The sequence below is a fragment of the Bradyrhizobium sp. SZCCHNS1022 genome, assembly GCF_032484835.1.
Classification (GTDB): domain Bacteria; phylum Pseudomonadota; class Alphaproteobacteria; order Rhizobiales; family Xanthobacteraceae; genus Bradyrhizobium.
Window position 1 is genome coordinate 1,413,517 of the sequence record NZ_JAUETT010000001.1, and the last position, 23,182, is coordinate 1,436,698.

Sequence of the window (23,182 nt, forward strand, 5' to 3'; positions counted from 1 at the left end):
GGAAATAGCTTCCGGCGGTTTTCTTTGCGGCCATCCTTCGAGACGCCCGCCTGCGGCGGGCTCCTCAGGATGAGGACATCTTCCGCGGCGAAATCGTAGACCCTCATGGTTCTCTCGGCGATGCGTAGCATCGTCCGGAGATACGCCGCATGCGGCGCATCTCACCATGAGGTCTGCCATTTTGCCGCAAACAAGCCCTCGTCCTGAGGAACTCGCCGGAGGCGAGCGTCGAGAACCAGAACCTGTTGCTGGTCGGCCCGGACCGGACGATCGTCGATGTCATCCATCGCGACCGCCGCCTCTGAGGCAAGATCGCGAGAGCGTCAGGATATGACGGCGCGGTACTCTCGCCCTCACGCCTTCACGTCGAGCAGCGCCTTGCTCATCTGCTCGTCCGCCTTCATGACCTTCAGATTGGCCACGTAACTATATTTGGCGACCATCTGGCCGATCATCTCCTGCGCGAGGTCGACATTGGGCGCGGCGACGAGGCCGTTCTGGTTGGCGAACGGCGCCTGCGGGTCCGAGCTTGCGACGGTGGACGGATTGCTGGTCCTCACGCTGGTCTGCGTGCCGCCATCGGCGCTCGCAGTCTGCACCACATCGAGCGCCGCATAGGCCTGCGGCGCGCCTGAAGGCACCGTGCCGTCGGTGTTCGGCAGCGCGCCCGTGCTCGTGACATTGGCGACGTTGCTCGCGGACACTTCGAGCCGGCGCGACGCCGCATTCATGCCGGACAATGCGATGCTGGAAATGCTGCTCATCGACGGGACCCGCGGAGGACGATTCGTGCCGTCATCTAACTAGCGCCTGCGACCGCAAGCAGGACCTAAAATAGAGCGCGGCATTTGCGCGCGGCCGGTGAGGCGCCGTTTACCATGAAGGCCGGACAGCCCGGGATCAGCCTGAGCGCCGCGCGCCGGCGTGCAAAGGCGCGGGGCGCCACTTGCGGGAAGCTTTACCGCGCTACCTTAAGGTTTGGCTTACTCTCTGCACCGATACTGCCGCCAGGGGAAGTCATGCTGCTTCGATCCGGCAGATCGGAGCGCGTTGCGCGCGCCGGATGAGACCTTGCAATCTGCACGGCCCGCGCGTCGCAAAGCATCTGATTGGGGACCGGAGATGAGACTGACTGTCAAGACGAAGTTGGCCGCGGCTTTTGGCCTCGTGATCCTGCTGTCCGCCGTTGCAGGTGCGGTCGCCTACCTGAAGCTCAACGATCTGGCGACGACGACGGAGGTTCTGACCGGCGCGGCCGGCCGCCAGGACAAGGCCGCCCAGCTCAAGGAGCTGATGCTGCTGCAGATCCGTGCCGAGAAGAACGCGCATCTCGCCTCTGCCGAGGCCGACGTGGAGCGCTACACCAACGATGTGCGCGATCTGCGTGTGAAGTTGCTGAAGACCAAGGACGACGTCTACGCCACCGCCACCGAGACCGGCAAGAAGCTGCTCGACCGCTTCGTTGCCGCCTATGCCCAGATGAACAATGCGCAGGACCAGGCGCTGAAGATAGCCAAGACCGATCGCGCCAAGGGCGTCGAGGTGTCGACCACCGAGGTTCGCAAATCGGTCGGCGAAGCAGGCGCCATTCTCGATGAATATGTCGCCTTCCTGCGCAAGCTGATGGCGGACCGCTCGGACGAGGCGAAACAGGAAGGCGCCCGCGCCGAGATGATCGTCGTCAGCCTGGTCCTCGTCTCCCTGCTGGTCGCGATCGCCGCCGCCGTGCTGATCGCGCTCAACATCAGCCGCGGCCTCGGTCGCGCCGTGAACCTTGCCAATGCGGTCGCAATCGGCGACCTCGGCCAGACCATCGAGGCCTCCAGCGACGACGAGGTCGGCGACCTGATCAAGGCGTTGACCGCGATGACTGCCAACCTCAACGCGACCGCCGCCGTGGCCGGCGAGGTCGCGCAGGGCAATCTGGATGTCGTGGCCAGGCCGCTCTCCGACAAGGACACGCTGGGCCTTGCGTTGCAGAAGATGCTGGCGAGCCTCAACGCCACCGCCGCGGTCGCCGATGAGATCGCGCAGGGCAATCTCACCGTCGAGGCCAAACGCATCACCGACAAGGATAAGCTCGGCATCGCGCTGGAGCGCATGGTCGAAAAGCTCCGCCAGGTGGTGTCCGAAGCGCTGACCGCGGCGCAGAACGTCTCCGCCGGCAGCCAGGAGCTGTCGGCCTCCGCCGAGCAGCTCTCGCAGGGCGCGACCGAGCAGGCGTCCTCCGCCGAAGAGGCTTCGTCCTCGATGGAGGAGATGGCGGCGAACGTGAAGCAGAACGCCGAGAACGCCAGCCAGACCGAGAAGATCGCCGCGCAATCCGCCAAGGACGCGGAGGCGAGCGGCGCCGCCGTCGGCCGCGCGGTGCAGGCGATGCAGACCATCGCCGAGAAGATCACCATCGTGCAGGAGATCGCGCGGCAGACTGATCTGCTCGCGCTCAACGCGGCGGTCGAAGCCGCCCGCGCCGGCGAGCACGGCAAGGGCTTCGCGGTGGTCGCCTCCGAAGTGCGCAAGCTCGCCGAGCGCAGCCAGGCGGCCGCGGCGGAGATCGGCACGCTCTCGACCGACACCGTGAAGGTGGCGCAGGAGGCCGGCTCCATGCTGGCCAAGCTGGTGCCAGATATCAAGAAGACGGCCGAATTGGTCGAGGAGATCACCGCCGCCTGCCGCGAGCAGGATGTCGGCTCGGCGCAGATCAACCAGGCGATCCAGCAACTCGACAAGGTCGGCCAGCAGAACGCCAGCGCCTCCGAGCAGGTGTCGTCCACCTCGGAAGAGCTGGCCTCGCAGGCCGAGCAGCTGCAGGCGACGATCTCCTACTTCCGTATCGAGCAGGGCCACGACCGCGCCTACGCGCCGGTCGATCACGCCGTCGAGCAGCTCCGCGCCAAGGCGTCCGCGATGGGTTCAAGCCCGGCCGCCGGCCGCGGCGCGCGCAAGCCGATCCCAGCGGCAAAGCCGGTGCGCGCGGCGAAGGTCGCGGCGGGCGGCGGCTTCGCCTTCGACATGAATGGCGGCGGCGATCAACGCGATGCCGATTTCGAGCGCTAGGCGCCCGACCGATCAACATCGACCGCAATGAGAAAGCCCGCAGCGGGTGACCGCTGCGGGCTCTTTGTTGTTGATGGCTGCTTTCGCGATCAGTAGCGCCAGCCCCAGTTCCAGGCCTGGTGGCCGCCGAAGACGCCGTGCTCGTTCCAGCCGTGATGATCGTCACGGTCATGATCGCCGTCGTCGTCGCGATCGCCGAAGGTGAAGAGGTTCATCAGGTCGCCGATCGCCGGACGGTTGAGCGGCTTGTAGCGGTGCTCGGACCGGTCGTGGATCGGGTTCGGCAGGTGGTCGCGGCTGAGCGAGGAGATCTTCGGCAGGCGCCAGTTGCGCTCGATGAATTTCAGCACCGAGACGTGATCATAATAGGTGTGATCGACATAGCCCTGCTTGGCATAGGGCGACACCACGATGAAGGGGATGCGGGTGCCGTCGCCGAAGAAGTCGACCGGCTGCACATACCCTGAGTCGTAGTAGCCGCCGCCTTCGTCGGTGGTGATGATGATCGCGGTCTTGGCCCACAGCTGCGGATTGGCCTTGACGCGATTGATCAGCTCCCCGAGGAACTTCTCATAGAGGTCGGTCGTGGAGTCGGCCGGATGCCCGGCCAGCGCCTCGAACGGACGCACGAACGACACCGCCGGCAGCGTGTTGTTCTGGACGTCGTTGAGGAAGGCGCCGTAGTTCTGCAGCTTGGCTTCCTCAGTCGGGTTCTTCATGATGCTGAGATAACCCGTCAGCGGATCGCAGATGCCGCAATAGGAGTGGAACAGCAGCGACACACCGTCGACCGAGCTCGCGAAGGTGGTCGGATCGTTGCCGCGGTCGGCGCTGTAATACTTCCAGGAGATGCCGTGCTTGGTCATCACGTCGGCGATGGTCGGCGCCGACTGCGGCGGCAGCGTGAACTGGTCCGAGCCCAGCTTGCGCGTCGCGCTGGAGGTCTGGTTCCAGTACATGTTGTAGTTATTGACGAGGTAATAGGTATTCGACGCGCACTTGCCGTCGGCGACGCCGTGCTTGTAGAGCTGCTCGTTGACGGACGAGACGCCCGGCGCGCTCGGATCCGAGCAGTTGACGTAGGAGCCGCCGCTATAGCCGTCCTGCGTGTAGTAGTTGTTGGTGCCGGCGACCGGATCGGGATTCTCGATCTGGTTGGCGTAGGGCACCGCGGCCGAGCCGTCGAGCTTGTCCGGATTGGTGAAGAAGGCGGCGTGACCGTTCACCAGCGCCTGGAAGTTGGCGCCCGTGCCGCCCATGATCGCCTGGTGATAATTGTCGCTCATCGCATAGGTGTCGGCGAGCTGCTTGAAGAACGGCGCATCGCCGCTCTGCGCCTTGCCGGACGCGTCCGTGTAGGGATTCATGTTGTAGAATCCCATCGAGATCGCGCCTTCTTTCGGGTTGAAGCCGCCGGCGGGATAGGGCGCGCCGTTCGAGCCGGTGCCGATGGTCTGTTCGACCCAGACGAACTTGTCGTGCTTGCCGCCGTCGATGTCCTGCCACATCTGGAAGAAGCGGTGCACGGGGTCGCCGGAATAGGCGGCGTAAGGCACGTATTTGGAGATCTGGTACGGGCCGTTGGGCAGGTTGGCCGGGAAGCGGGTATCCGGCACGTTCTGCGGCAGGCCGATGCCGTAGGTCGTGTAGGGCTGCGGCAGCGTCGTGTAGGCGCCGGTCGAGGCGGTCTCGGCGTTGTAGCGGACCTCGTCGCGGCCGATGCGCTGCTCGGCCTTCTTGAAGTGCGGCCCCGGCGTGCCGTCCTCGTTGACGATCCCCTTGCTCAGGAGGTTGTCGATGGTCTGGCCGGCCTTCGGCTTGTAGGTGCCGAACAGGTTGTCGAACGTGTGGTTCTCGCCGACGATGATGATGACATGCTCGATCGGCGTGGTGGTCGACGCGCCGGCAAAGGCCGGCATGACGCTCGTGGCGGTGAAGAGCACGGATGTGGCGAGGCAGAGCGCCTTGAACCGCCCTGTGGGCACTTTCATGAATCGTCTCCAATTGGGAAAGCTGAGGCGCGACGAAACGTCGCGAAGGTCCTCGCCGCCCTTATCGTGTCCCCACATTTCCGTGCGTTGTCAGTTGCGAGTCGGTTTGATGAAACCAATGTGACGTGGCGGTCACGAACGCTCTTGCAACGCAATCGCAAATAGCCGCTGCCGTGCATGGCGGAGGACGCGGAGCGGCCGATCGGACGGGACAACGCGGTTGCCTCGCGGCGCGAGCTATTGCCCATATGAAGATCATATGTTCTGGTGCGCCGATGCCCGCCCCAGAGAGGGATTTTTAACGGCGCCATGGCCGCCAACGACAGCGACAAGTCCCGTCTCGACGACGCCGCGCGCGCCGGCTGGCTCTATTTCATCGCCGGTCATACCCAGGACGAGATCGCCAAGATGCTGCAGGTGTCGCGCGCCTCGGCGCAGCGGCTGGTCTCGCTCTGCCTCGCCGAGCGTCTCATCACCTTCCGGCTCGAACATCCCATCGCATCCTGCATGGAGCTGGCGGCGCAGCTCAAGAGCCGGTTCGATCTCGTGCATTGCGAGGTGGTGCCCACCGATCCGGCCGCGCCGGCAGCGGCGGCCGGCATCGCTGAGCGCTGCGCCAACCTTTTGGAATTGACCCTGCGCGCGGAGACGCCGGTCATCATCGCGCTCGGCACCGGGCGCGCGGTGCGCGCCGCGGTCGAGCGCGTTTCCCCGATCGATCGGCCCGAGCATCAGATCGTCTCGCTGGTCGGCAACATCCTGGCCGACGGCTCGGCAAGCTTCTTCGATACCGTCGGCCGGCTCGCGGACCGCACCGGCGCGCGGCATTACCCGATGCCGCTGCCGTTCCTGATGGCTTCCGAAGACGAGCGCGACCGCATGGTCCGGCTCGATGCGATCACCAAGGTCAAGGCGGTGGCCGACAAGGCCGACCTGAAGCTGATCGGCATCGGCCAGATGGACCAGAAGGCGCAGATGTATGTCGATGGCTTCGTCACCCGTGACGAGCTCACCGAGATGATGCGGCTGGGCGCGGTCGGCGAGATCACCGGCTGGGCCTATGATGCCAAGGGCCGGCTGATCCAGGGCGGCACCAACCGCCGCCTGACCAGCATTCCGCCGGACGTGCCGGCGAAAGCGATGACCATCGCCGCGGCGCTTGGGCCGGCAAAAATTCCGGCGATCCGCGCCGCGCTTGCCGGGCGCCTGATCAACGGCCTGATCACCGACGAGGCGACCGCGCGCGCCATTCTTGCGTGACGTGCTGCGACTGAGACCGCCGCGGCCGGTTGCGGACTGGCTGCAACCTCACTCCGCCAGGTGAGGGAACGCATCGCACTCGTCTTTGACCTGCCCGCACCCGCACAGCAGCAATCTTCCGCATTGCGTAACTACAAGGCGCCGGGCTGTCCTTGACAAAACTTGACTGCTGTAGTGAACATCAGCTCAACGCGTGAGCATATATTCAGAATGCGCGGGTAAGGGAGGATGCTGTGAGGAACGATGCTGCAAGGCACGCTGCTGTAAGGCACAGTTACAGTTTGAGGACCGGCTTCACTGCGACACGACTTCTGGGCGGCCTGTTCGGCGCCGCGGCGTTGCTCCTGGCAATGCCGGCGAAGGCCGAGACCACCCTGACCATCGCCACGGTCAATAACGGCGACATGATCCGCATGCAGGGTCTGACCGGCGAATTCACCAAGGCCAACCCCGATATCTCGGTCAAATGGGTGACGTTGGAGGAGAACGTGCTGCGCCAGCGCGTCACCACCGACATCGCCACCAAGGGCGGCCAGTTCGACATCCTCACCATCGGCACCTACGAGGTGCCGATCTGGGCCAAGAAGAGCTGGCTGGTGCCGCTCGACAAGCTCGGTCCCGACTACGACGCCGGCGATCTGCTGCCGAAGATCAAGGATGCGGTCTCCGTCGACGGCAAGCTCTATGCCGCGCCGTTCTACGGCGAGAGCTCGATGACGATGTATCGCACCGACCTGTTCGACAAGGCCGGGCTGAAGATGCCGGAGAGCCCGACCTGGGACTTCGTGGTCGATGCCGCCAAGAAGCTGACCGACAAGCAGGCCGGCGTGTTCGGCATCTGCCTGCGCGGCAAGGCTGGCTGGGGCGAGAACATGGCCTTCCTGACCGCGATGTCGAATTCGTTCGGCGCGCGCTGGTTCGACGAAAAATGGCAGCCGCAGTTCAACACGCCGGAATGGAAGAAGACGCTGACAACTTACGTCGAGCTGATGAAGGAGGCTGGCCCTCCCGGCGCGAGCTCGAACGGCTTCAATGAAAATCTGGCGCTGTTCGACGCCGGCAAATGCGCGATGTGGATCGATGCCACCGTCGCTGCATCCTTCGTCACCAACCCGAAGGACTCCAAGGTCGCCGACAAGGTCGGCTTCGCGATGGCCCCGAATACCGGGCTCGGCAAGAGCGCGAACTGGCTCTGGGCTTGGAGCCTCGCAATCCCCGCCGGCTCGAAGAAGGTCGATGCGGCCGAGAAGTTCATCGCCTGGGCCACCGGCAAGGACTATCTCAAGCTGGTCGCCGCCAAGGAGGGCTGGGCCAACGTGCCGCCGGGCACCCGCACCTCGCTCTATCAGAACCCGGATTATCTGAAGGTCGCTCCGTTTGCGAAGCCGACGCTGGCCTCGATCAATGCCGCCGATCCGAACCATCCAACGGTGAAGCCGGTGCCTTACGTCGGCGTGCAATATGCGGCGATTCCGGAATTCCAGGGTATCGGTACGGCGGTCGGCCAGCAGTTCTCGGCGGCGCTCGCCGGCTCGACCACGGTCGATGCAGCGCTCGCCGCGGCGCAGTCGGCGACCGAACGGGAAATGAAGCGGGCCGGCTACATCAAATAGGCCGCGATTTGTGTCAGCTCGTCAAAATTCCTCCCGAGCTGATCCTTGCGGCCATCCCTTGTACAGCTTGGGATGGCCGCCTTTTTCTCTCTCTCTTCTCCGTAGGCTGTTGTGCAGGGCGTAGGGTGGGCAAAGCGAAGCGTGCCCATCGAGAGATGATCAACTCGAACTGACGTGGGCACGGCGCACCGCGCCTTTGCCCAACCGACGCAAGCCATCGGTTCGTCATTGCGAGGAGCCGAAGGCGACGAAGCAATCCAGGATCTTTCCGTTCGACGATACTGGATTGCTTCGCTCCGCTCGCAATGACGACCTCTCATCGCGCGTAAGGAACGACGATATGGCCACCAGACAGACGCAATTGCTGGCGCGGGCGCTGATGTCTCCGGCGGTGCTGCTGCTGTTCATCTGGATGATCGTGCCGCTGGCTCTGACGATCTACTTCTCGACCTTGCATTACAGCCTGCTCGATCCCGGCTCGGAAAGCTTCGTCGGGCTGGAGAATTACACCTACTTCCTCACCGATCCCGCCTTCCTTGCCTCGCTGCAGAACACGCTGGTGCTGGTCGGCTCGGTGCTGGCGCTGACGATCGGACTCGGCATCCCGCTGGCGATCCTGCTCGATCAGCCCGTGATCGGCCGCAATTTCGTGCGGCTGATGGTGATCGCACCGTTCTTCGTGATGCCCACGGTCAGCGCGCTGGTCTGGAAGAACCTGTTGATGCACCCGGTGTCCGGCCTGTTCGCCTGGATCGCGACCTCGCTGGGGTTGACGCCGATCGACTGGTTCACCGACGCGCCGCTTCTCGCCATCATCTTCATCGTCGCCTGGCAGTGGCTGCCCTTTGCCACGCTGATCCTGCTCACCGCGCTGCAGTCGCTCGACGAGGAGCAGAAGGAGGCGGCGGAGATGGACGGCGCCAGCGCGTCGTCGCGCTTCATCTATCTGACGCTGCCGCATCTGGCGCGTCCGATCACGGTGGTGATCCTGATCGAGACCATCTTCCTGCTTACGGTCTTCGCCGAGATCTTCGTCACGACGGGTGGCGGGCCGGGCCTGCAGACCACCAATATCGCCTTCCTGGTCTATTCGCAGGCGCTGATCCAGTTCGACGTCGGCAGCGCGTCGGCCGGCGGCCTCGTCGCGGTCGTCATTGCCAACATCGTCGCCTTCTTCCTGGTGCGGATCGTCGGCCGCAATCTGGAGGCTTGATAAATGGCGCGCAAGGTCACCGGACGACACGTTGCGATCTCGACCATCGCCGCCTGGCTGGTCGGCTTCCTGATCTTCTTCCCGATCCTGTGGATGGTGCTGGCGAGCTTCAAGACCGAACTCGAAGCCTTCGCGACCCCGCCGTCCTTCCTGTTCTTCCACTGGACCACCGAGAACTATGCCACTGTGCAGGAGCGCAGTGACTATCTGCACCACGCGCTCAATTCGATCATCATCGCCGGCGGCTCGACGCTCATCGCGCTGTTGATCGCGATTCCCGCGGCGTGGTCGATGGCCTTCTCGCCGACCAAACGCACCAAGGACATCCTGCTCTGGATGCTCTCGACCAAGATGATGCCGCCCGTCGGCGTGCTGGTGCCGATCTATCTGATCTACAAGAATGCCGGGCTGCTCGACACCCGTGCCGGCCTCGTCTTCATCCTCTGTCTTGGCAATCTGCCGATCGTGATCTGGATGCTGTTCACCTATTTCAAGGAAATCCCGAAGGACATCCTGGAAGCGGCGCGGATGGACGGCGCCACGATCGGCCGCGAGCTGATCTATGTGTTGACGCCGATGGCGATCCCGGGGCTGGCCTCGACCCTCCTGCTCAACCTGATTCTCGCCTGGAACGAGGCATTCTGGACCTTGAACCTGTCCACCTCGGAGGCGGCGCCGCTGACCACCTTCATCGCCTCCTATTCGAGCCCGGAAGGCCTGTTCTGGGCGCGGCTGTCGGCGGCGTCCACGCTCGCGATTGCGCCGATCCTCATCATCGGCTGGTTCAGCCAGAAGCAGCTCGTGCGCGGGCTGACGTTCGGCGCAGTGAAATAACGAAAGGCCGGATCATGGGACGGATCACGTTGGAAGGAGTCCAGAAGTCGTTCGGGCCGGTCCACATCATCAAGGGCGCCGATCTCGACGTCGCCGACGGCTCGTTCGTCGTGTTCGTCGGGCCGTCCGGCTGCGGCAAGACCACGCTGCTCAGGCTGATTGCCGGCCTCGAAGACGTTTCGGACGGCAAGATCCTGATCGACGGCAAGAACGTCGTGAATGTGCCGCCGGCCAAGCGCGGGCTCTCGATGGTGTTCCAGTCCTACGCGCTCTATCCGCATATGAGCGTGCGCGGCAACATCGCCTTCGGCCTCAAGATGGCGGGCCTGCCGAAGGACGAGATCAACCGCAAGGTGGAGGCGGCCGCCGCCACCTTGAACCTGACGCCGTATCTCGACCGCAAGCCGCGCGAGCTTTCCGGCGGTCAGCGTCAGCGCGTCGCGATCGGCCGCGCCATCGTGCGCGAGCCGAAGGCGTTCCTGTTCGACGAGCCGCTGTCGAATCTCGATGCCGCGTTGCGGGTGCAGATGCGGCTCGAAGTGACGCGGCTGCAGAAGCAACTCGGCACCACGGCGATCTATGTCACTCACGACCAGGTCGAGGCCATGACCATGGCCGACAAGATCGTGGTGCTGAACGCCGGCAAGATCGAGCAATATGGCTCGCCGATCGAGCTGTACCAGAAGCCGGCCAACCTGTTCGTCGCCGGCTTCATCGGCTCCCCGAAGATGAATTTCATCACCGGCGCGGAAGCCGCTATGCGCGGTGCCGCCACCATCGGCGTGCGGCCGGAGCATTTCAACATCGTCAGCGACGGGCAGGGCTGGCCGGGCAAGGTCTTGGTGGCCGAGCATCTCGGCAGCGACACTTTTCTTTATGTCGACGCCGGAGCGCTCGGCACCTTGACCGTGCGCTGCGTCGGCGAGAAGAGCCTCAAGCCCGGCGACCAGATCGCGCTGCAGCCCGACCCCAATCGGATCTACCGCTTCGACGACAACGGCAACGCGATTGTTGCGTGAGAGGTGACGTCCCCTTTGGGCGTCAATGAGAAAGACGGACGACGACCATGTATCTGGAAAAATTCAGGCTCAACGGACGGATCGCGCTGGTGACCGGAGGCGGGCAGGGCATCGGGCTCGCCTGTGTCGAGGCGCTGGCGGAAGCCGGCGCCAAGGTCGTCATCGCCGACCGCGATCCCAAGGTTGCCATTGCGGCGCAGGCCGAGATGAAGGGCAAGGGCTTTGACACCGAAACCGTGATCATGGACGTGACCGACTCGGCGCGCGTCACCGAGGTTGCCGATGAACTGGCGGCGCGGTTCGGCAAGGTCGACGTTCTCGTCAACAATGCCGGCATCGCCCGGAGCGAGACGCCGGCGGAGACCGTCACCGATGAGCATTGGCTCAACGTGCTGGACGTGAACCTGAACGGCACCTTCTGGTGCTGCCGCGCGTTCGGCAAGCACATGATGGCGGCGAAATCCGGCAACATCGTCAATATCGGCTCGATGTCCGGCTTCATCGTCAACAAGCCGCAGGAGCAGTGCTTCTACAACGCCTCCAAGGCTGCAGTGCACCATCTGACCAAGTCGCTGGCAGCCGAATGGGGTGCGCGCGGCGTACGCGTCAATGCGGTCGCGCCGACCTATATCGAGACGCCGCTGAACGCCTTCGTGAAGAACAATCCGCGCATGTATGATGCCTGGATTGGCGGCACGCCGATGGCGCGGATGGGGCGGGTCGACGAGATCGCGTCGGTCGTTTTGTTCCTCGCCTCCGAGGCGGCCAGCCTGATGACCGGCAGCGTCGTCGTGGTCGATGGCGGCTACACTTGCTGGTAAGCTCGCGTCAAATCATTGGCGGGAGTGAAACATGCGGCAGGCCTTTATCGGCGTCGATGTCGGAACGTCGAGCACACGCGCAGGGATATTCGACGAGGCCGGCCACCTGCTCGCAGCGGCGCGGCACCCGATCAGACTGTGGCAGGAGGCCGGCGACATCGTCGAGCAGTCGTCCGACGACATCTGGAGCGCTTGCTGCATCGCGGTGCGGGCGGCGCTGGCGGAGGCCGGCGTCACCCCTGATGCGGTCAAAGGCCTTGGCTTCGATGCGACCTGCTCGCTGGTGGTGCTGAACAAGCAGGGCGGGCCGCTCACCGTCAGCACATCGGGCGATCACGCGCGCAACGTGATCGTCTGGATGGATCACCGCGCCGTCCCGGAAGCGCGCGACATCAACACCGCTGGGCACGAGGTGCTGCGCTACGTCGGAGGGGTGATCTCGCCGGAAATGGAGATGCCGAAGCTGCTGTGGCTGAAACGGCATCTGCGCCAGAGCTTCGATGAAGCCGGTCATTTCTTCGATCTCGCCGATTATCTCACCTTTCGCGCGACCGGTTCGCCGGCGCGCTCCATGTGTACTGTCACCTGCAAGTGGAACTACCTCGCGCATGACGGGCGCTGGAGCGCCGACTATTTCCGGCGGATCGGGTTGCAAGACTTCGTCGAGGAGAACTATGCGCGGATCGGCACCGACATCGTGGCGCCAGGCACGCCGCTTGGCGCGGGGCTTTCGCGCGCCGCGGCGCAGGATCTCGGCCTCACTCCCGGCACGCCGGTCGGAGCTTCGCTGATCGACGCCCATGCCGGCGGCGTCGGCGCGATCGGCGGCCGCGAGGCCGATGGTGCCGAGGTCAATGTCTGCGAACGGCTCGCTTACATCATGGGGACGTCGGCCTGCATCATGGCAACCACGGTCGAGCCGTGCTTCGTGCCAGGTGTGTGGGGGCCTTATTACCAGGGCATGGTGCCGGGCTTCTGGCTCAACGAGGGCGGTCAATCGGCGGCGGGTGCGGCGATCGATCATCTGCTCCGTTCGCATCCCTGCTATGGGGAGGCCAGCGCCGCCGCGCGGGCTCAGGGCATCGACGTCATCGACTATCTGGAGCGGCGGATCATCGCGCGCGTGAAAGCTCCGGGTGCGGCCGCACTCCTTGCACGCGACATTCATGTCCTTCCCGAGTTTCTGGGCAATCGCTCACCTTACGCTGATCCGGATTCACGCGCGGTGATCGCCGGCCTCGACCTCGCGTCCGACATCGGCGCGATGGAGCGGCTGTTCGTCGCCGCCCTTTGCGGCCTCGCCTATGGTCTCGCCGACGTCATCGATGCGTTCGCAGCGAACGATGTGAAAAGCCGCATCGTGGTGATGGCGGGCGGCGCGTCGCGCAGTCCGCTGGTGCGACAGATCATGGCCGACACCACGGGGCTCGTGGTGGCGCTGCCGCGCACCCAGGAGCCGGTGCTGCTGGGTGCGTCCATGCTCGGTGCGGTCGCGAGCGGCACCTTCCGCTCGATCGGCGACACGATGGCGGCGATGTCGGCACTCGGGCGTTCGAGCGATCCGACCAACCCGAAGCTCGCCGCCTTTCATCGCAGGAAGCGTGAGGTGCACGGGCTGATGCGCAGGCTCGATCGCGACAGTCGCGCGATGATGCGCGACATCGTAACGGAGGGACGCGCATGATCCTGAGTTGTGGCGATGCGCTGATCGATTTCGTGCCGGCGGCTACGGCGGACGGACGGGCCGCTCTGCGGCCGGTCGTCGGTGGCTCCTGTCTCAATGTCGCGGTCGGGCTGGCACGGCTGGAGGTGCCGACCGGCTTTGTCGGCGGCATCTCGACCGACATGTTCGGCCGCATGATCGCCGAGCACGCGCAGAGTTCGCAGGTCGACCTGCGTTATGCGACCCGCAGCGCCGACCAGGCCACGCTCGCCTTCGTGCAGCACATCGCCGGCGAGGCGCAATATGCGTTCTATGACGCCGAGACCGCGGCGCGGAAGTGGACCTATCGGCCGGGCAGCATCCCGTTCGATACGGTGGAAGCGCTGCATGTCGGCTCGACCACCCTGGTCCACGACCACGGCGCGGCCGAGACGCGTGCGTTGATCGACGCGGCCCGTCATCATGCGACGATCTCGTTCGATCCGAACTGCCGGCCGAACCTGGTCACGGACAAGGCGGCCTATCGGGTGCGGATGGACGAATTCGCCAACCTGGCTGGCATGATCAAGATGTCGGATGTCGATTTCGAATACCTCTATGGCGGCGACGATTATGCCGCACGCGCCGAGATCCTGCTGAGAGGTGGCTGTCATCTTTTCGTCGTGACCTGCGGGCCGAAGGGGGCTTTGGCCTGGCACCGCAAGGCCGGTGCGGTCGAGGTCATGGCGCCCGCAATCGAGGTCGTTGACACGATCGGAGCCGGCGACAGCTTCCAGGCCGGCCTGTTGTTTGCACTGCGCGCATTGGGCCGAGTCGGGCGGGATGATCTGGCCGCGCTCAGTGCGGCGGAGCTCCGCCGGACGCTCTCCTTTGCTGCCGCCTGCGCGGCAGTGACCTGCACCCGGCCGGGGGCGGACCCGCCACGATGGCCTGAGATGGTGGCGACCTGGCATCGGCTCGGCTGACCGCGGCCTTGCACAGCGCAACGGGCATTGCATAGCGCAAACGGAACTGGTTGGCTGTTCCTCAGTCATATTAAGGTGGGCAACGGCCCGGTTGCATGCCGGTTCGGTATGCGGGCGGACCGATCGCACTGCCGACGCAAAAGGAGGAAACCATGGCACCCGCCGGAACTGAGCCGCTATCACGCCACGCGCTCGCCTTCGTGCTGGCAGGGGGACGCGGCAGCCGGCTCCTGGAGCTGACCGACCGCCGCGCCAAGCCCGCGGTCCATTTCGGCGGCAAGTCGCGCATCATCGATTTCGCGCTGTCAAACGCGGTCAATTCCGGCATCCGCCGCATCGCGGTCGCCACCCAATACAAGGCGCACAGCCTGATCCGCCATCTGCAGATGGGCTGGAATTTCTTCCGTCCCGAGCGCAACGAAAGCTTCGACATTCTCCCGGCAAGCCAACGTGTGTCCGAGACCATGTGGTACGTCGGCACGGCTGACGCAGTCTATCAGAACATCGACATTCTCGAGACCTACAACAGCAAGTACATCGTCGTGCTCGCCGGCGACCACGTCTACAAGATGGATTACGAACTGATGCTGCAGCAGCATGTCGACCAGCGCGCCGATGTCACTGTCGGTTGCCTGGAGACGCCGCGCGCGGAATCCTCGGGCTTCGGCATCATTCACATGAACGAGGATGAAACCATCCGCGATTTCATCGAGAAGCCGAAAGATCCGCCGCCGATCCCGGGTAAGCCCGACATGTCGCTCGCCAGCATGGGTATCTACGTGTTCGACGCGAAGTTCCTGTTCGACGAGCTCAAGCGCGATGCGGCCGATCCCAACTCGAACCATGATTTCGGCAGGGACATCATTCCCTATCTTGTCAAGAACGGCCGTGCGGTCGCACATCAGTTCAACCGCTCCTGCGTGCGCACCGACCACGATCCGCGCAGCTACTGGCGCGACGTCGGCACGGTCGACGCCTATTGGGCGGCCAATCTCGACCTGACCGACGTGACGCCCGAACTGGACCTTTATGACCGCACCTGGCCGATCTGGACCTATTCCGAGATCACGCCGCCGGCGAAATTCGTCCATGACGAGGATGGCCGCCGCGGTGAGGCGACCTGTTCGCTGGTGTCCGGCGGCTGCATCGTCTCCGGCGCCTGCGTGCAACGCTCGCTGCTGTTCACCGGCGTGCGCCTGCACTCCTATTCCAGGCTGCACAATTCGGTGCTGCTGCCTTACGTCAATGTCGGCCGCCATGCACGGCTGCAGAACGTGGTGGTCGATCGCGGCGTGCAGATTCCGGAAGGATTGGTCGTGGGCGAAGACCCCGAATTCGACGCCAAGCGTTTCCGGACAACCGAGAACGGCGTCACTCTCATCACCCAGCCGATGATTGACGGGCTCAATCGATGACGCCCATGCGCGTGTTGTCGGTCGCGTCGGAGATCTATCCGATCGTGAAGACCGGCGGGCTTGCCGATGTGGCCGGTGCGCTGCCGATTGCGCTCAGGACCGAAGGCGTCGAGATGCGCACGCTGGTGCCGGGCTATCCTGCGGTGATGAAGGCGCTGGAGCAGACCAGCGAGATCAGCTCGCTGCCGAATTTCTTCGGCGGCAACGCGCGGCTGCTCGGCGGCTCGCATGGCGAACTCGACCTGTTCGTGCTCGACGCGCCGCACCTCTATGCGCGCGAGGGCAATCCTTACGTCCAACCTGACGGCACGGATTGGCCGGACAATGCGTTCCGCTTTGCCGCGCTGGCGCGCGCCGCGGCCTATATCGGGCTTGGCTCCGCGCCCGGCTTCGTGCCGGATGTGGTCCACGGCCACGACTGGCAGGCCGGGCTGATGCCGGCCTATCTGCTCTACAGCCATCAGCCGCATCCGGTCACGGTCATGACCGTGCACAACATGGCGTTCCAGGGCCGCTTTCCCCGCGACCTGCTGGGCCCCCTTGGGCTGCCGCCGGAATCGTTCTCGATCTATGGGGTCGAATATTACGGCGACATCAGTTTCCTGAAGGCGGGCCTCCAGTTCGCCGATCGCATCACCACGGTGTCGCCGACCTACGCCGTCGAGATCCAGAGCGACGAATACGGCATGGGGCTGGCTGGTCTGCTGCGCCAGCGCGCGGGCGATCTGTCCGGCATCCTCAATGGCATCGACACGGCGGTATGGGATCCCGCGACCGATTCCGCGCTTCCCGCGAACTACAGCGTCGAGCGGCTCGAAGCGCGCGCCGCCAACAAGGCGGCGCTGCAAAGGCGCATGGGGCTCGAGGTCTCGCCGGATGCCTTCCTGCTCGGTGTGGTCAGCCGGCTGTCCTGGCAGAAGGGGCTCGATCTGTTGCTGGCGTGCCTGCCGACATTCGCGAGCGGCGGCATGCAGCTGGCGCTGCTTGGCGACGGCGATGCGGACCTGCGCGATGCGTTTCGCGCTGCTGCTGCTGGCGATCCCGGCCATATCGGCGTCGTCACCGGTTATGACGAAAAGCTGGCGCATCTGATCCAGGCCGGTTGCGACGCGCTGGTGGTGCCGTCGCGTTTCGAGCCCTGCGGCCTGACCCAGCTCTGTGCGCTCCGCTATGGCGCGATCCCGATCGTCGCGGCGGTCGGTGGCCTCGCCGACACCGTGCGCGACGAGAGCGCGGCAGGTCCGGATGCCACCGGATTCACCTTCGGCCCGGTGACGGCTGAAAACCTCGACCAGGCGGTGCGGCGCGCTGCGGCGGCGTTCTTCGCCTCACGCAGCCATGCCTCGAACTGGCCGCGCATGCAGCTCAACGGCATGCTGACAGACGTTTCGTGGCGGCACCGCGCCGGCAGATATGCCGAGCTCTATCGCAGCCTCGTCGCCCAGCACGGCGGCTGATTGTAGCCGCCGCGAGACTCAGCTCTTCAGCGGCAGCCGCGCCGTCTCCGGCGTCGCCAGCACGGCCAGCGCGCTGATCAGCGAGAGCGCGATGATGTAGAGCGAGATCGCCCAGGATGCGCCGGCCCAGACCAGCAGTGCGGTGGCGATCATCGGCGAGAATCCGCCGCTGAGTGCCGCCGCGACATTGGCGCCGAGCGAGGCGCCGCTATAGCGCACGCGTGTACCGAACAACTCCGGCATGAAGGCGGCCTTCGGCCCGAACAGCAGCGCGTGTGTCATCGTCATGGTGACGATCATCGCGACCGTGATGATGGTCGGATCCTTGGTGTCGAGCAGCCAGAACAGCGGGAAGGCGAGCACGATCGTGGTCAACGCGCCGGTCAGGTACAGCGCCTTGCGGCCGTAGATGTCGGAGAGCCAGCCCGCCAGCGGCAAGGTGATGAATTCGACGAGAGCGGCATAGACCACCGCGTTGAGCACGACCTCGCGCGGCAGCGCCAGCCTGCTGTTGGCATAGGTGATCACGAACACGGTCAGGATGTAGGCGAGACCGACCTCGGAGACGGTGATCCCGACAGCCAGCAGAAAGCTCCACCAGTCGCGCCTGATGACCTCCACCACGGGCTGAGCGACCCGCTCCCGACGCGCGACCAGTTCCTGAAATGCAGGCGTTTCGGCCAACCGGAAGCGGACGAACAGGCCGATCGCGACCATGATGATGCTCGCGAGAAACGGCACGCGCCAGCCCCAGCTCAGGAAGCTCGCCTCGGGAAGCGCGCTCATCACGCTGAAGATCGCGGTGGAGGCGGCGACGCCGGCCGGAAATCCGACCTGCACCAGGCTGCCCCAGAAGCCGCGGCGATCGCCGGCATGCTCGGCCACCATGATGACCGCGCCGCTCCATTCGCCGCCGAGCCCGATGCCCTGCACGAAGCGCAGCGCGACCAGGAGGATCGGCGCCCAGATGCCGATCTGCTGGTACGTCGGCAGGCAGCCGATCAGGAACGTGCCGGCGCCCATGATCAGCAGCGTTGCCATCAGCATCGTCTTGCGGCCGAGCCGATCGCCGAAATGGCCGATAATGGCACCGCCGATCGGCCGGGCCACGAAGCCCACGGCATAGGTGCCGAACGCTGCGATCGTCCCCATCAACGGATCGAAGGCCGGGAAAAACAGTTTGTTGAACACCAGCGCGGCAGCCGTGCCGTAGATCAGGAAATCGTACCATTCGATCGCGGTGCCCAGCACGCTGGCGCTCACCACATGGGCGATCGGCGAAGCCGTGGTGCGGTCGGATAGGGTTTCGGTCGCCATCGTCATCGTGCAATCCCTTTTGATGCAATCCACCAGGCTGGCATTCAGTAACAGCCAGGCCTCGATCAAAATGCAGGCTCAGTCGTCAGCATGTGTCATGCTACCGCCGTTTGCGGAAGCCAACCAGAACGCGGCGTGAGCCGTCCACGCAAAACAAGAGCGAGCTGAGCGCGCCACCGCCACGCTCAGCCGCATGGCAGCCCGTGCTCGATCCGACGGAAGCGCACGGGCGCGATCGCCGCCGCGCGCTCCCACCACTCGACCACACGTTGGTCGAGCGCGCTGCCGCCGCGGCCCTGGCCGGGAAATATCGCGATGCGCCGGATCGCCTCCGCCTGATAGCCTTTGTCCAGCCGCCGGATCCTGATCACGGTGCCTTCGCGCGAGGGGCCGGTGAGCGGCAGCAGCAGCCGTCCTCCGGGCCGCAGCGCGTTGATCCATGCCGGATGCGGCTGCGTGAAGCCGGCATGGACGATGATCACGTCGGCCTTGCCGCCGATGTCCCGGCAGCCGTCGCCGCAGACGACCTCGACATTCCCGTAGCTGCGCAGGTTGGCCCCGGCGCGCGCGGCGAACGCCGCGTCGCATTCGATGGCGCGGACGTTACCTTTGGGGCCGACGATCTCGGACAGGATCGCGGAGTAATAGCCGAGGCCGCAGCCGATCTGCACCACGCGCTCGCCCTCCGCGACGTCGAGCACGTCGATGAAATGAGCCCAGAGACTCGGCAATCCGGTGTCCAGGCGCCGGCGCGCATCGATCGCAACCAGCACGTTGTCGTAGAGATGGACCGGATCGGCGCTTTCGGTCTTGTAGTAACTGCGTGAGAATTCGCTTCTGATCCGCCAAGGGCCCTTGCGCAGGAAGGCTTCCCGCGGCACGGCTTCGAGTGCTGCAAGCAGCCGCGCGGAGGCGATGTGCTCCCGGCCCGCAATGCGCGCGACGTAATGCTGCCGCGCGGCTGCGAGCTCGTTCAATCCGTCGGCTCGCTCCATGGCTGATCCTTGCTGTCCAGGCCGAGCTCGTCCATCAGCTGGATCGCGTCCTTCATGTCGGGCGTCTCAAACCCTTCGGTGAATTTGCGGCACACCGGCAGGATGAGCTCCGCGGCCTGCTGCTGCCGTCCGGTGTCGCGCAGCAGGCGGGTGAGGCTGACGGAGCTGCGCAGCTCCCACGACAACGCGCTCTGCTCGCGGGCAATTTCGAGCGATTGGCGAAACAGCTCCTCGGCATCAGGCGCAGCGGTCAGGCCGCCTTGCATCAGGGTGATGTCTCCCTGCAGGCGGTAGATCTCGGCCAGGAGGAAATGGTCGCCGGTGCGCTTGGCCATGGCGAGCGCACCGTCCAGCGCGCGAAGCGCCGCGTCGGGCATGCCGGCGCGGACATAGGCGCAGGCAAGCATGCTTCTGAACCAGGAGCTGGCGAGCCAGGAGTCCGTACCCTCATAGGCATCGAGGCCGGCCTGCAATTGCTTCAGACCGTCATCGATGTCGCCAAGCTCGGCGGCGGCCCAGCCTTTGAGGATGCTGGCTTGATATTTGTAATGCAGAAAGCCGTGTTCGGACGAGATCGCGAAGGCGCGCTCGGCGTGCCGCATGGTGCCCTCGACATCGCGCAGATGCTGGCACAGATAGGCACCGAACTCGCACGCAAAGGCCAAGGTGAACGGATGGCGCAGCGTGCCAGCGATCGAAATTGCCCGTTCGCTGTATTCGCGCGCCATGTCGGGATGGCCGAGAAACCAGAGCAGATAGCCGAGATAGGACAGCGACACGACGCCGGAATCGATGCCATGGCGCTCACGCAGGTCGTCATAAAGATCGCTGCCGTAGAGATTGATGCAGCGCTGCAGATGGTGATGTGAGGCGGTGAACCGGCCGCGATACAGCATGGTCATCGCGATCGCCCGGTGCGCCTCGATCAGATATTCCTTCCTGTGATGCGCCACCTGCTGCGTTTGATTGGCGCGATCGCGCTTGGCGAATTTCAGCAGCTCCACGCTGAGATCGTGAGCCTTCTTGAGATCGGCGCGGATGAAGTGGCAGACCCAAAGCCCGCGCATCGCGGCGAACACCTTGGCCTCGTCGTCGAGGCGCTGACCCAGCTCGAGCGCGCGCGCGAAATTCTCCTCGACCTCCTGCACCGCATAACCTTTGGCGGCGATCAGCGCGGTCCCGAGTGCGAGCCGGAGCTCGAGCTCCATCTCGTCGCACCGTGGCATGTGCGGATTGCCCTGGACGACGCCAAGCCCGCGCCGCAGATGGCCGATGGCTTCGAGATTGGCGCCGGTCTGAGCCGCCTGCCGGCCGGCTTTGAGCCAGAAGCCCGCAGCCGGTTCGCTCTGGCCGGATTCGGTCAGGTGATAGGCAAGCAGTTCCGGCTCCCGCTCGGCCTTGTCGGGATATTGGCTCGCCAGCACCTGCGCGATCCTGGCGTGCAGCTTGCGCCGGTCGCTGTGCAGCAGGCTTGCATGCGCGGCATTCTGGATCATCACATGCTTGAAGGTGTAGGCCGCCTCCGGCGGATAGCCGCGGCAGACGATCAGCCCTGCCTCCTCGAGATGATCGAGGGCCGCTTCGATATGGTCCGGCGTGGCGTCGGCCACCGCGTTCAGGATCTTGTAGGAGAATTCCCGTCCGATGGTGGCGCCGACCTGGGCGATCTTCTTGAACGGCCCGGTGCGGTCGATGCGCGCCATCAGCGAGTCCGTCAGCGTTGCCGGGATCGCGAGCTGCCGCCAGGGTCCCGCGAACACATAGCGTCCCTGCTTTTCGGTCAGCATGTTGGATTCGATCACCGCCTTGGTCAGCTCTTCCAGGAACAGCGGTACGCCGTCGGTCTTGACGATGATCTCCTCGATCACCTCGCGGGGCAGCTCGGTGCGGCCGGCGACACGTTCGACCAGGGTCGTCCGCAGCTCGCGGTTGAGCCGGCTCAAGGTCAGCATCGCCATATGGTGATCGGCCTTCCAGCTGGGCTGAAATTCCGGACGGCAGGTGATCACCAGGAGAATGCCCGCGTTCTGGACCTTCTCCACCAGCAGATCGAGCACCTCGAGCGAAGACGGATCGATCCAGTGCACGTCCTCAAAGCCGACCAGCAAGGGCCGGTCGCTGGCCAGGCCGATCAGGTGGTTGACCAGCGCCACCACCATTGCGTCCTTCTGCTGTTGCGGAGAGAGGTCGAGGCGGGCGTAGCGGTCGGCGGTCGGTATCGACAGCAACGCCGCAAACAGCGGCGCCACGCGCTCCGCATCGCCCTTGGCCGCGGCGACCGTCGCCTCGAGTCCCGACAGCGACGGCGCGCCGGGACTGTCATAGTCGAGGCCGAGGGCGAATTTGAGCTGTTCGACAAAGGGGTGAAACGGGGTGCTGACATAGTAAGGAGAGCACTGGAACGACACATGGCCATGCGGCTCACCCGCGACCCTCTCGCGGATCTCCTGCACGATGCGCGACTTTCCGATGCCGGGATCGCCGGACAGCAGCACGACCTGGCCCTTGCCTTCCTTGGCCTGCAGCCAGCGGCTCATCAGCACCGTTAGCTCTTCGTCGCGATTGACGAGCCGGGTCAGTCGCGGTCCCATCGCGGCGAAACGAGTTTCGACCCGAGACGGGCGGACCACGCGCCATGCCTGGATCTTTTCGGTGATCCCTTTGAGCGCGTGCATGCCGAGATCTTGGTAGTCGAACTTGCCCTTGAGCAGGGACTGCGTCGACTGCGCAATGACGAGGCCGTTGGCCGGCGCAAGCCCCTGCAGCCGCGCGGCGAGATTCAGCGTCTCGCCGACGGCGGAGTCGCGCTCCTCCGTGCTCTGGCCGATGAGGTCGCCGACCACGGCGAGTCCCGTCGCAATGCCGATCCGAACCGCGGGTGTGTGGCTCGGCTTGCCGGCGGGCTTGTCGTCCCGCGCCATCGACAGCGTTCGCACGATCTCAAGGCCGGCGCGCACCGCACGCTCGGCATCGTCTTCATGCGCGTTCGGATACCCGAAATAGACCAGAATGCCATCGCCGACATAGCGGGCCGCGAAGCCTTCGTAGCAGCGCACCACCCGCACGCAGGTCTCGCGGAAGCTTGCGATGATCTCGCGGACGTCCTCCGGATCGAACTGTTCGGACAGCGAAGTCGAATCCACCATGTCGCAGAACATGACGGTGAGCTGTCGCCGCTCGGCCAGCACGGTCGTGCGTGGCGCGGCGCTCTTTGAGTTCTCTTGAGTCTCGGGAGCCGCCGCGCGTAGCGAGGCTGCCGCGCGTTGCAGCCGCTTGCGATCGCCGAGCGGGATGCCGAGTTCGGCGAAATTGGCCTCATTCAGATCGGGGATGACGTCGAGATCGATGCGATGAAGAACGAACAGGTCGTGATATTGGCCAAGTCCGAAATCTTCGAGCCAGCGCGCTAAACCTTCTCCGCGTCCGGAGCTCAGCTCTTGTTTCGGCATAACGACCTGTCTGGCTTAAGCGTCGCCGCAAACGTACCGTCTCCGCATTATTAGATAAATTGGGGACTCCGCTCTACGTTGGGCTGGACACGCTCTCAAAGGTTTAAAACAAT

The 23,182-nt window shown here is 64.8% G+C and carries 16 protein-coding genes; 11 read left to right on the forward strand and 5 right to left on the reverse strand.

What is annotated here, in order from left to right; translation table 11 throughout:
• Positions 1 to 353 precede the first annotated feature (353 nt).
• Entirely contained in the window at positions 354 to 764 is a 411-nt protein-coding gene (locus QX071_RS06390; protein WP_315701732.1) for a flagellar basal body rod protein FlgC, read from the reverse strand.
• Between the two features lie 358 nt (positions 765 to 1,122).
• Here QX071_RS06390 and QX071_RS06395 point away from each other — a divergent pair, with 358 nt between their 5' ends.
• The gene (locus QX071_RS06395; protein ID WP_315701731.1) at positions 1,123 to 3,057 is read left to right on the forward strand and encodes a methyl-accepting chemotaxis protein; all 1,935 of its coding nucleotides are present in this window, start codon (positions 1,123 to 1,125) and stop codon (positions 3,055 to 3,057) included.
• Positions 3,058 to 3,146: 89 nt separating this feature from the next.
• Here the strand turns inward: QX071_RS06395 and QX071_RS06400 are convergent, their stop codons facing one another.
• Positions 3,147 to 5,048 (reverse strand): alkaline phosphatase family protein, encoded by a 1,902-nt coding sequence (locus tag QX071_RS06400; protein WP_315701730.1) that lies wholly within the window; start codon positions 5,046 to 5,048, stop codon positions 3,147 to 3,149.
• 309 nt (positions 5,049 to 5,357) lie between these two features.
• Between QX071_RS06400 and QX071_RS06405 the strand changes: the two genes are divergently transcribed.
• The 10 genes from QX071_RS06405 (at position 5,358) to glgA (ending at position 17,308) form a co-directional block, all read left to right on the forward strand.
• Positions 5,358 to 6,308 carry a sugar-binding transcriptional regulator gene (locus tag QX071_RS06405; protein WP_315701729.1) on the forward strand — a complete coding sequence of 317 codons (951 nt, stop codon included), beginning with the start codon at positions 5,358 to 5,360 and terminating at the stop codon, positions 6,306 to 6,308.
• 281 nt (positions 6,309 to 6,589) lie between these two features.
• On the forward strand, positions 6,590 to 7,921 hold the full coding sequence (locus QX071_RS06410; RefSeq protein WP_315701728.1) for a sugar ABC transporter substrate-binding protein: 1,332 nt from the start codon (positions 6,590 to 6,592) through the stop codon (positions 7,919 to 7,921).
• A gap of 340 nt (positions 7,922 to 8,261) precedes the next feature.
• Positions 8,262 to 9,134, forward strand: a complete 873-nt coding sequence (locus QX071_RS06415; protein WP_315701727.1) for a sugar ABC transporter permease — start codon at positions 8,262 to 8,264, stop codon at positions 9,132 to 9,134.
• 3 nt (positions 9,135 to 9,137) lie between these two features.
• A complete protein-coding gene (locus QX071_RS06420) occupies positions 9,138 to 9,968 on the forward strand; it encodes a carbohydrate ABC transporter permease (protein ID WP_315701726.1) in 831 nt (276 codons plus the stop codon).
• Between the two features lie 14 nt (positions 9,969 to 9,982).
• Complete coding sequence (locus QX071_RS06425; RefSeq protein WP_315701725.1) at positions 9,983 to 10,987, forward strand: ABC transporter ATP-binding protein; 1,005 nt, start codon at positions 9,983 to 9,985, stop codon at positions 10,985 to 10,987.
• Between the two features lie 47 nt (positions 10,988 to 11,034).
• On the forward strand, positions 11,035 to 11,808 hold the full coding sequence (locus QX071_RS06430) for an SDR family NAD(P)-dependent oxidoreductase (protein ID WP_315701724.1): 774 nt from the start codon (positions 11,035 to 11,037) through the stop codon (positions 11,806 to 11,808).
• A gap of 31 nt (positions 11,809 to 11,839) precedes the next feature.
• Positions 11,840 to 13,492, forward strand: a complete 1,653-nt coding sequence (locus QX071_RS06435; protein ID WP_315701723.1) for an FGGY-family carbohydrate kinase — start codon at positions 11,840 to 11,842, stop codon at positions 13,490 to 13,492.
• Positions 13,489 to 14,436 carry a carbohydrate kinase gene (locus tag QX071_RS06440; RefSeq protein ID WP_315701722.1) on the forward strand — a complete coding sequence of 316 codons (948 nt, stop codon included), beginning with the start codon at positions 13,489 to 13,491 and terminating at the stop codon, positions 14,434 to 14,436. The genes QX071_RS06435 and QX071_RS06440 overlap by 4 nt, the downstream gene beginning before the upstream one ends.
• 152 nt (positions 14,437 to 14,588) lie before the next feature.
• On the forward strand, positions 14,589 to 15,851 hold the full coding sequence (glgC, locus tag QX071_RS06445; protein WP_315701721.1) for a glucose-1-phosphate adenylyltransferase: 1,263 nt from the start codon (positions 14,589 to 14,591) through the stop codon (positions 15,849 to 15,851).
• Complete coding sequence (gene glgA, locus QX071_RS06450) at positions 15,848 to 17,308, forward strand: glycogen synthase GlgA (protein WP_315701720.1); 1,461 nt, start codon at positions 15,848 to 15,850, stop codon at positions 17,306 to 17,308. The genes glgC and glgA overlap by 4 nt, the downstream gene beginning before the upstream one ends.
• An 18-nt stretch (positions 17,309 to 17,326) precedes the next feature.
• Here the strand turns inward: glgA and QX071_RS06455 are convergent, their stop codons facing one another.
• From QX071_RS06455 to QX071_RS06465, 3 genes are all read right to left on the reverse strand, one after another.
• Positions 17,327 to 18,631 (reverse strand): MFS transporter, encoded by a 1,305-nt coding sequence (locus tag QX071_RS06455; RefSeq protein ID WP_315701719.1) that lies wholly within the window; start codon positions 18,629 to 18,631, stop codon positions 17,327 to 17,329.
• Between the two features lie 179 nt (positions 18,632 to 18,810).
• Positions 18,811 to 19,602, reverse strand: a complete 792-nt coding sequence (locus QX071_RS06460; RefSeq protein ID WP_315703110.1) for a protein-L-isoaspartate O-methyltransferase family protein — start codon at positions 19,600 to 19,602, stop codon at positions 18,811 to 18,813.
• Positions 19,599 to 23,069 (reverse strand): adenylate/guanylate cyclase domain-containing protein, encoded by a 3,471-nt coding sequence (locus tag QX071_RS06465; RefSeq protein WP_315701718.1) that lies wholly within the window; start codon positions 23,067 to 23,069, stop codon positions 19,599 to 19,601. Before QX071_RS06465 ends, QX071_RS06460 begins: the two co-directional genes overlap by 4 nt.
• Positions 23,070 to 23,182: the final 113 nt, after the last annotated feature.

Excerpts from the sequence above, each read along its gene's own strand:
- QX071_RS06400 (WP_315701730.1), bottom strand. The coding sequence starts at position 5,048 with ATGAAAGTGCCCACAGGGCGGTTCAAGGCGCTCTGCCTCGCCACATCC.
- QX071_RS06430 (WP_315701724.1), top strand. The coding sequence starts at position 11,035 with ATGTATCTGGAAAAATTCAGGCTCAACGGACGGATCGCGCTGGTGACC.
- QX071_RS06420 (WP_315701726.1), top strand. The coding sequence starts at position 9,138 with ATGGCGCGCAAGGTCACCGGACGACACGTTGCGATCTCGACCATCGCC.
- QX071_RS06425 (WP_315701725.1), top strand. The coding sequence starts at position 9,983 with ATGGGACGGATCACGTTGGAAGGAGTCCAGAAGTCGTTCGGGCCGGTC.
- glgA (WP_315701720.1), top strand. The coding sequence starts at position 15,848 with ATGACGCCCATGCGCGTGTTGTCGGTCGCGTCGGAGATCTATCCGATC.
- QX071_RS06390 (WP_315701732.1), bottom strand. The coding sequence starts at position 764 with ATGAGCAGCATTTCCAGCATCGCATTGTCCGGCATGAATGCGGCGTCG.
- QX071_RS06440 (WP_315701722.1), top strand. The coding sequence starts at position 13,489 with ATGATCCTGAGTTGTGGCGATGCGCTGATCGATTTCGTGCCGGCGGCT.
- QX071_RS06455 (WP_315701719.1), bottom strand. The coding sequence starts at position 18,631 with ATGACGATGGCGACCGAAACCCTATCCGACCGCACCACGGCTTCGCCG.
- QX071_RS06405 (WP_315701729.1), top strand. The coding sequence starts at position 5,358 with ATGGCCGCCAACGACAGCGACAAGTCCCGTCTCGACGACGCCGCGCGC.
- QX071_RS06415 (WP_315701727.1), top strand. The coding sequence starts at position 8,262 with ATGGCCACCAGACAGACGCAATTGCTGGCGCGGGCGCTGATGTCTCCG.
- glgC (WP_315701721.1), top strand. The coding sequence starts at position 14,589 with ATGGCACCCGCCGGAACTGAGCCGCTATCACGCCACGCGCTCGCCTTC.
- QX071_RS06465 (WP_315701718.1), bottom strand. The coding sequence starts at position 23,069 with ATGCCGAAACAAGAGCTGAGCTCCGGACGCGGAGAAGGTTTAGCGCGC.
- QX071_RS06435 (WP_315701723.1), top strand. The coding sequence starts at position 11,840 with ATGCGGCAGGCCTTTATCGGCGTCGATGTCGGAACGTCGAGCACACGC.
- QX071_RS06395 (WP_315701731.1), top strand. The coding sequence starts at position 1,123 with ATGAGACTGACTGTCAAGACGAAGTTGGCCGCGGCTTTTGGCCTCGTG.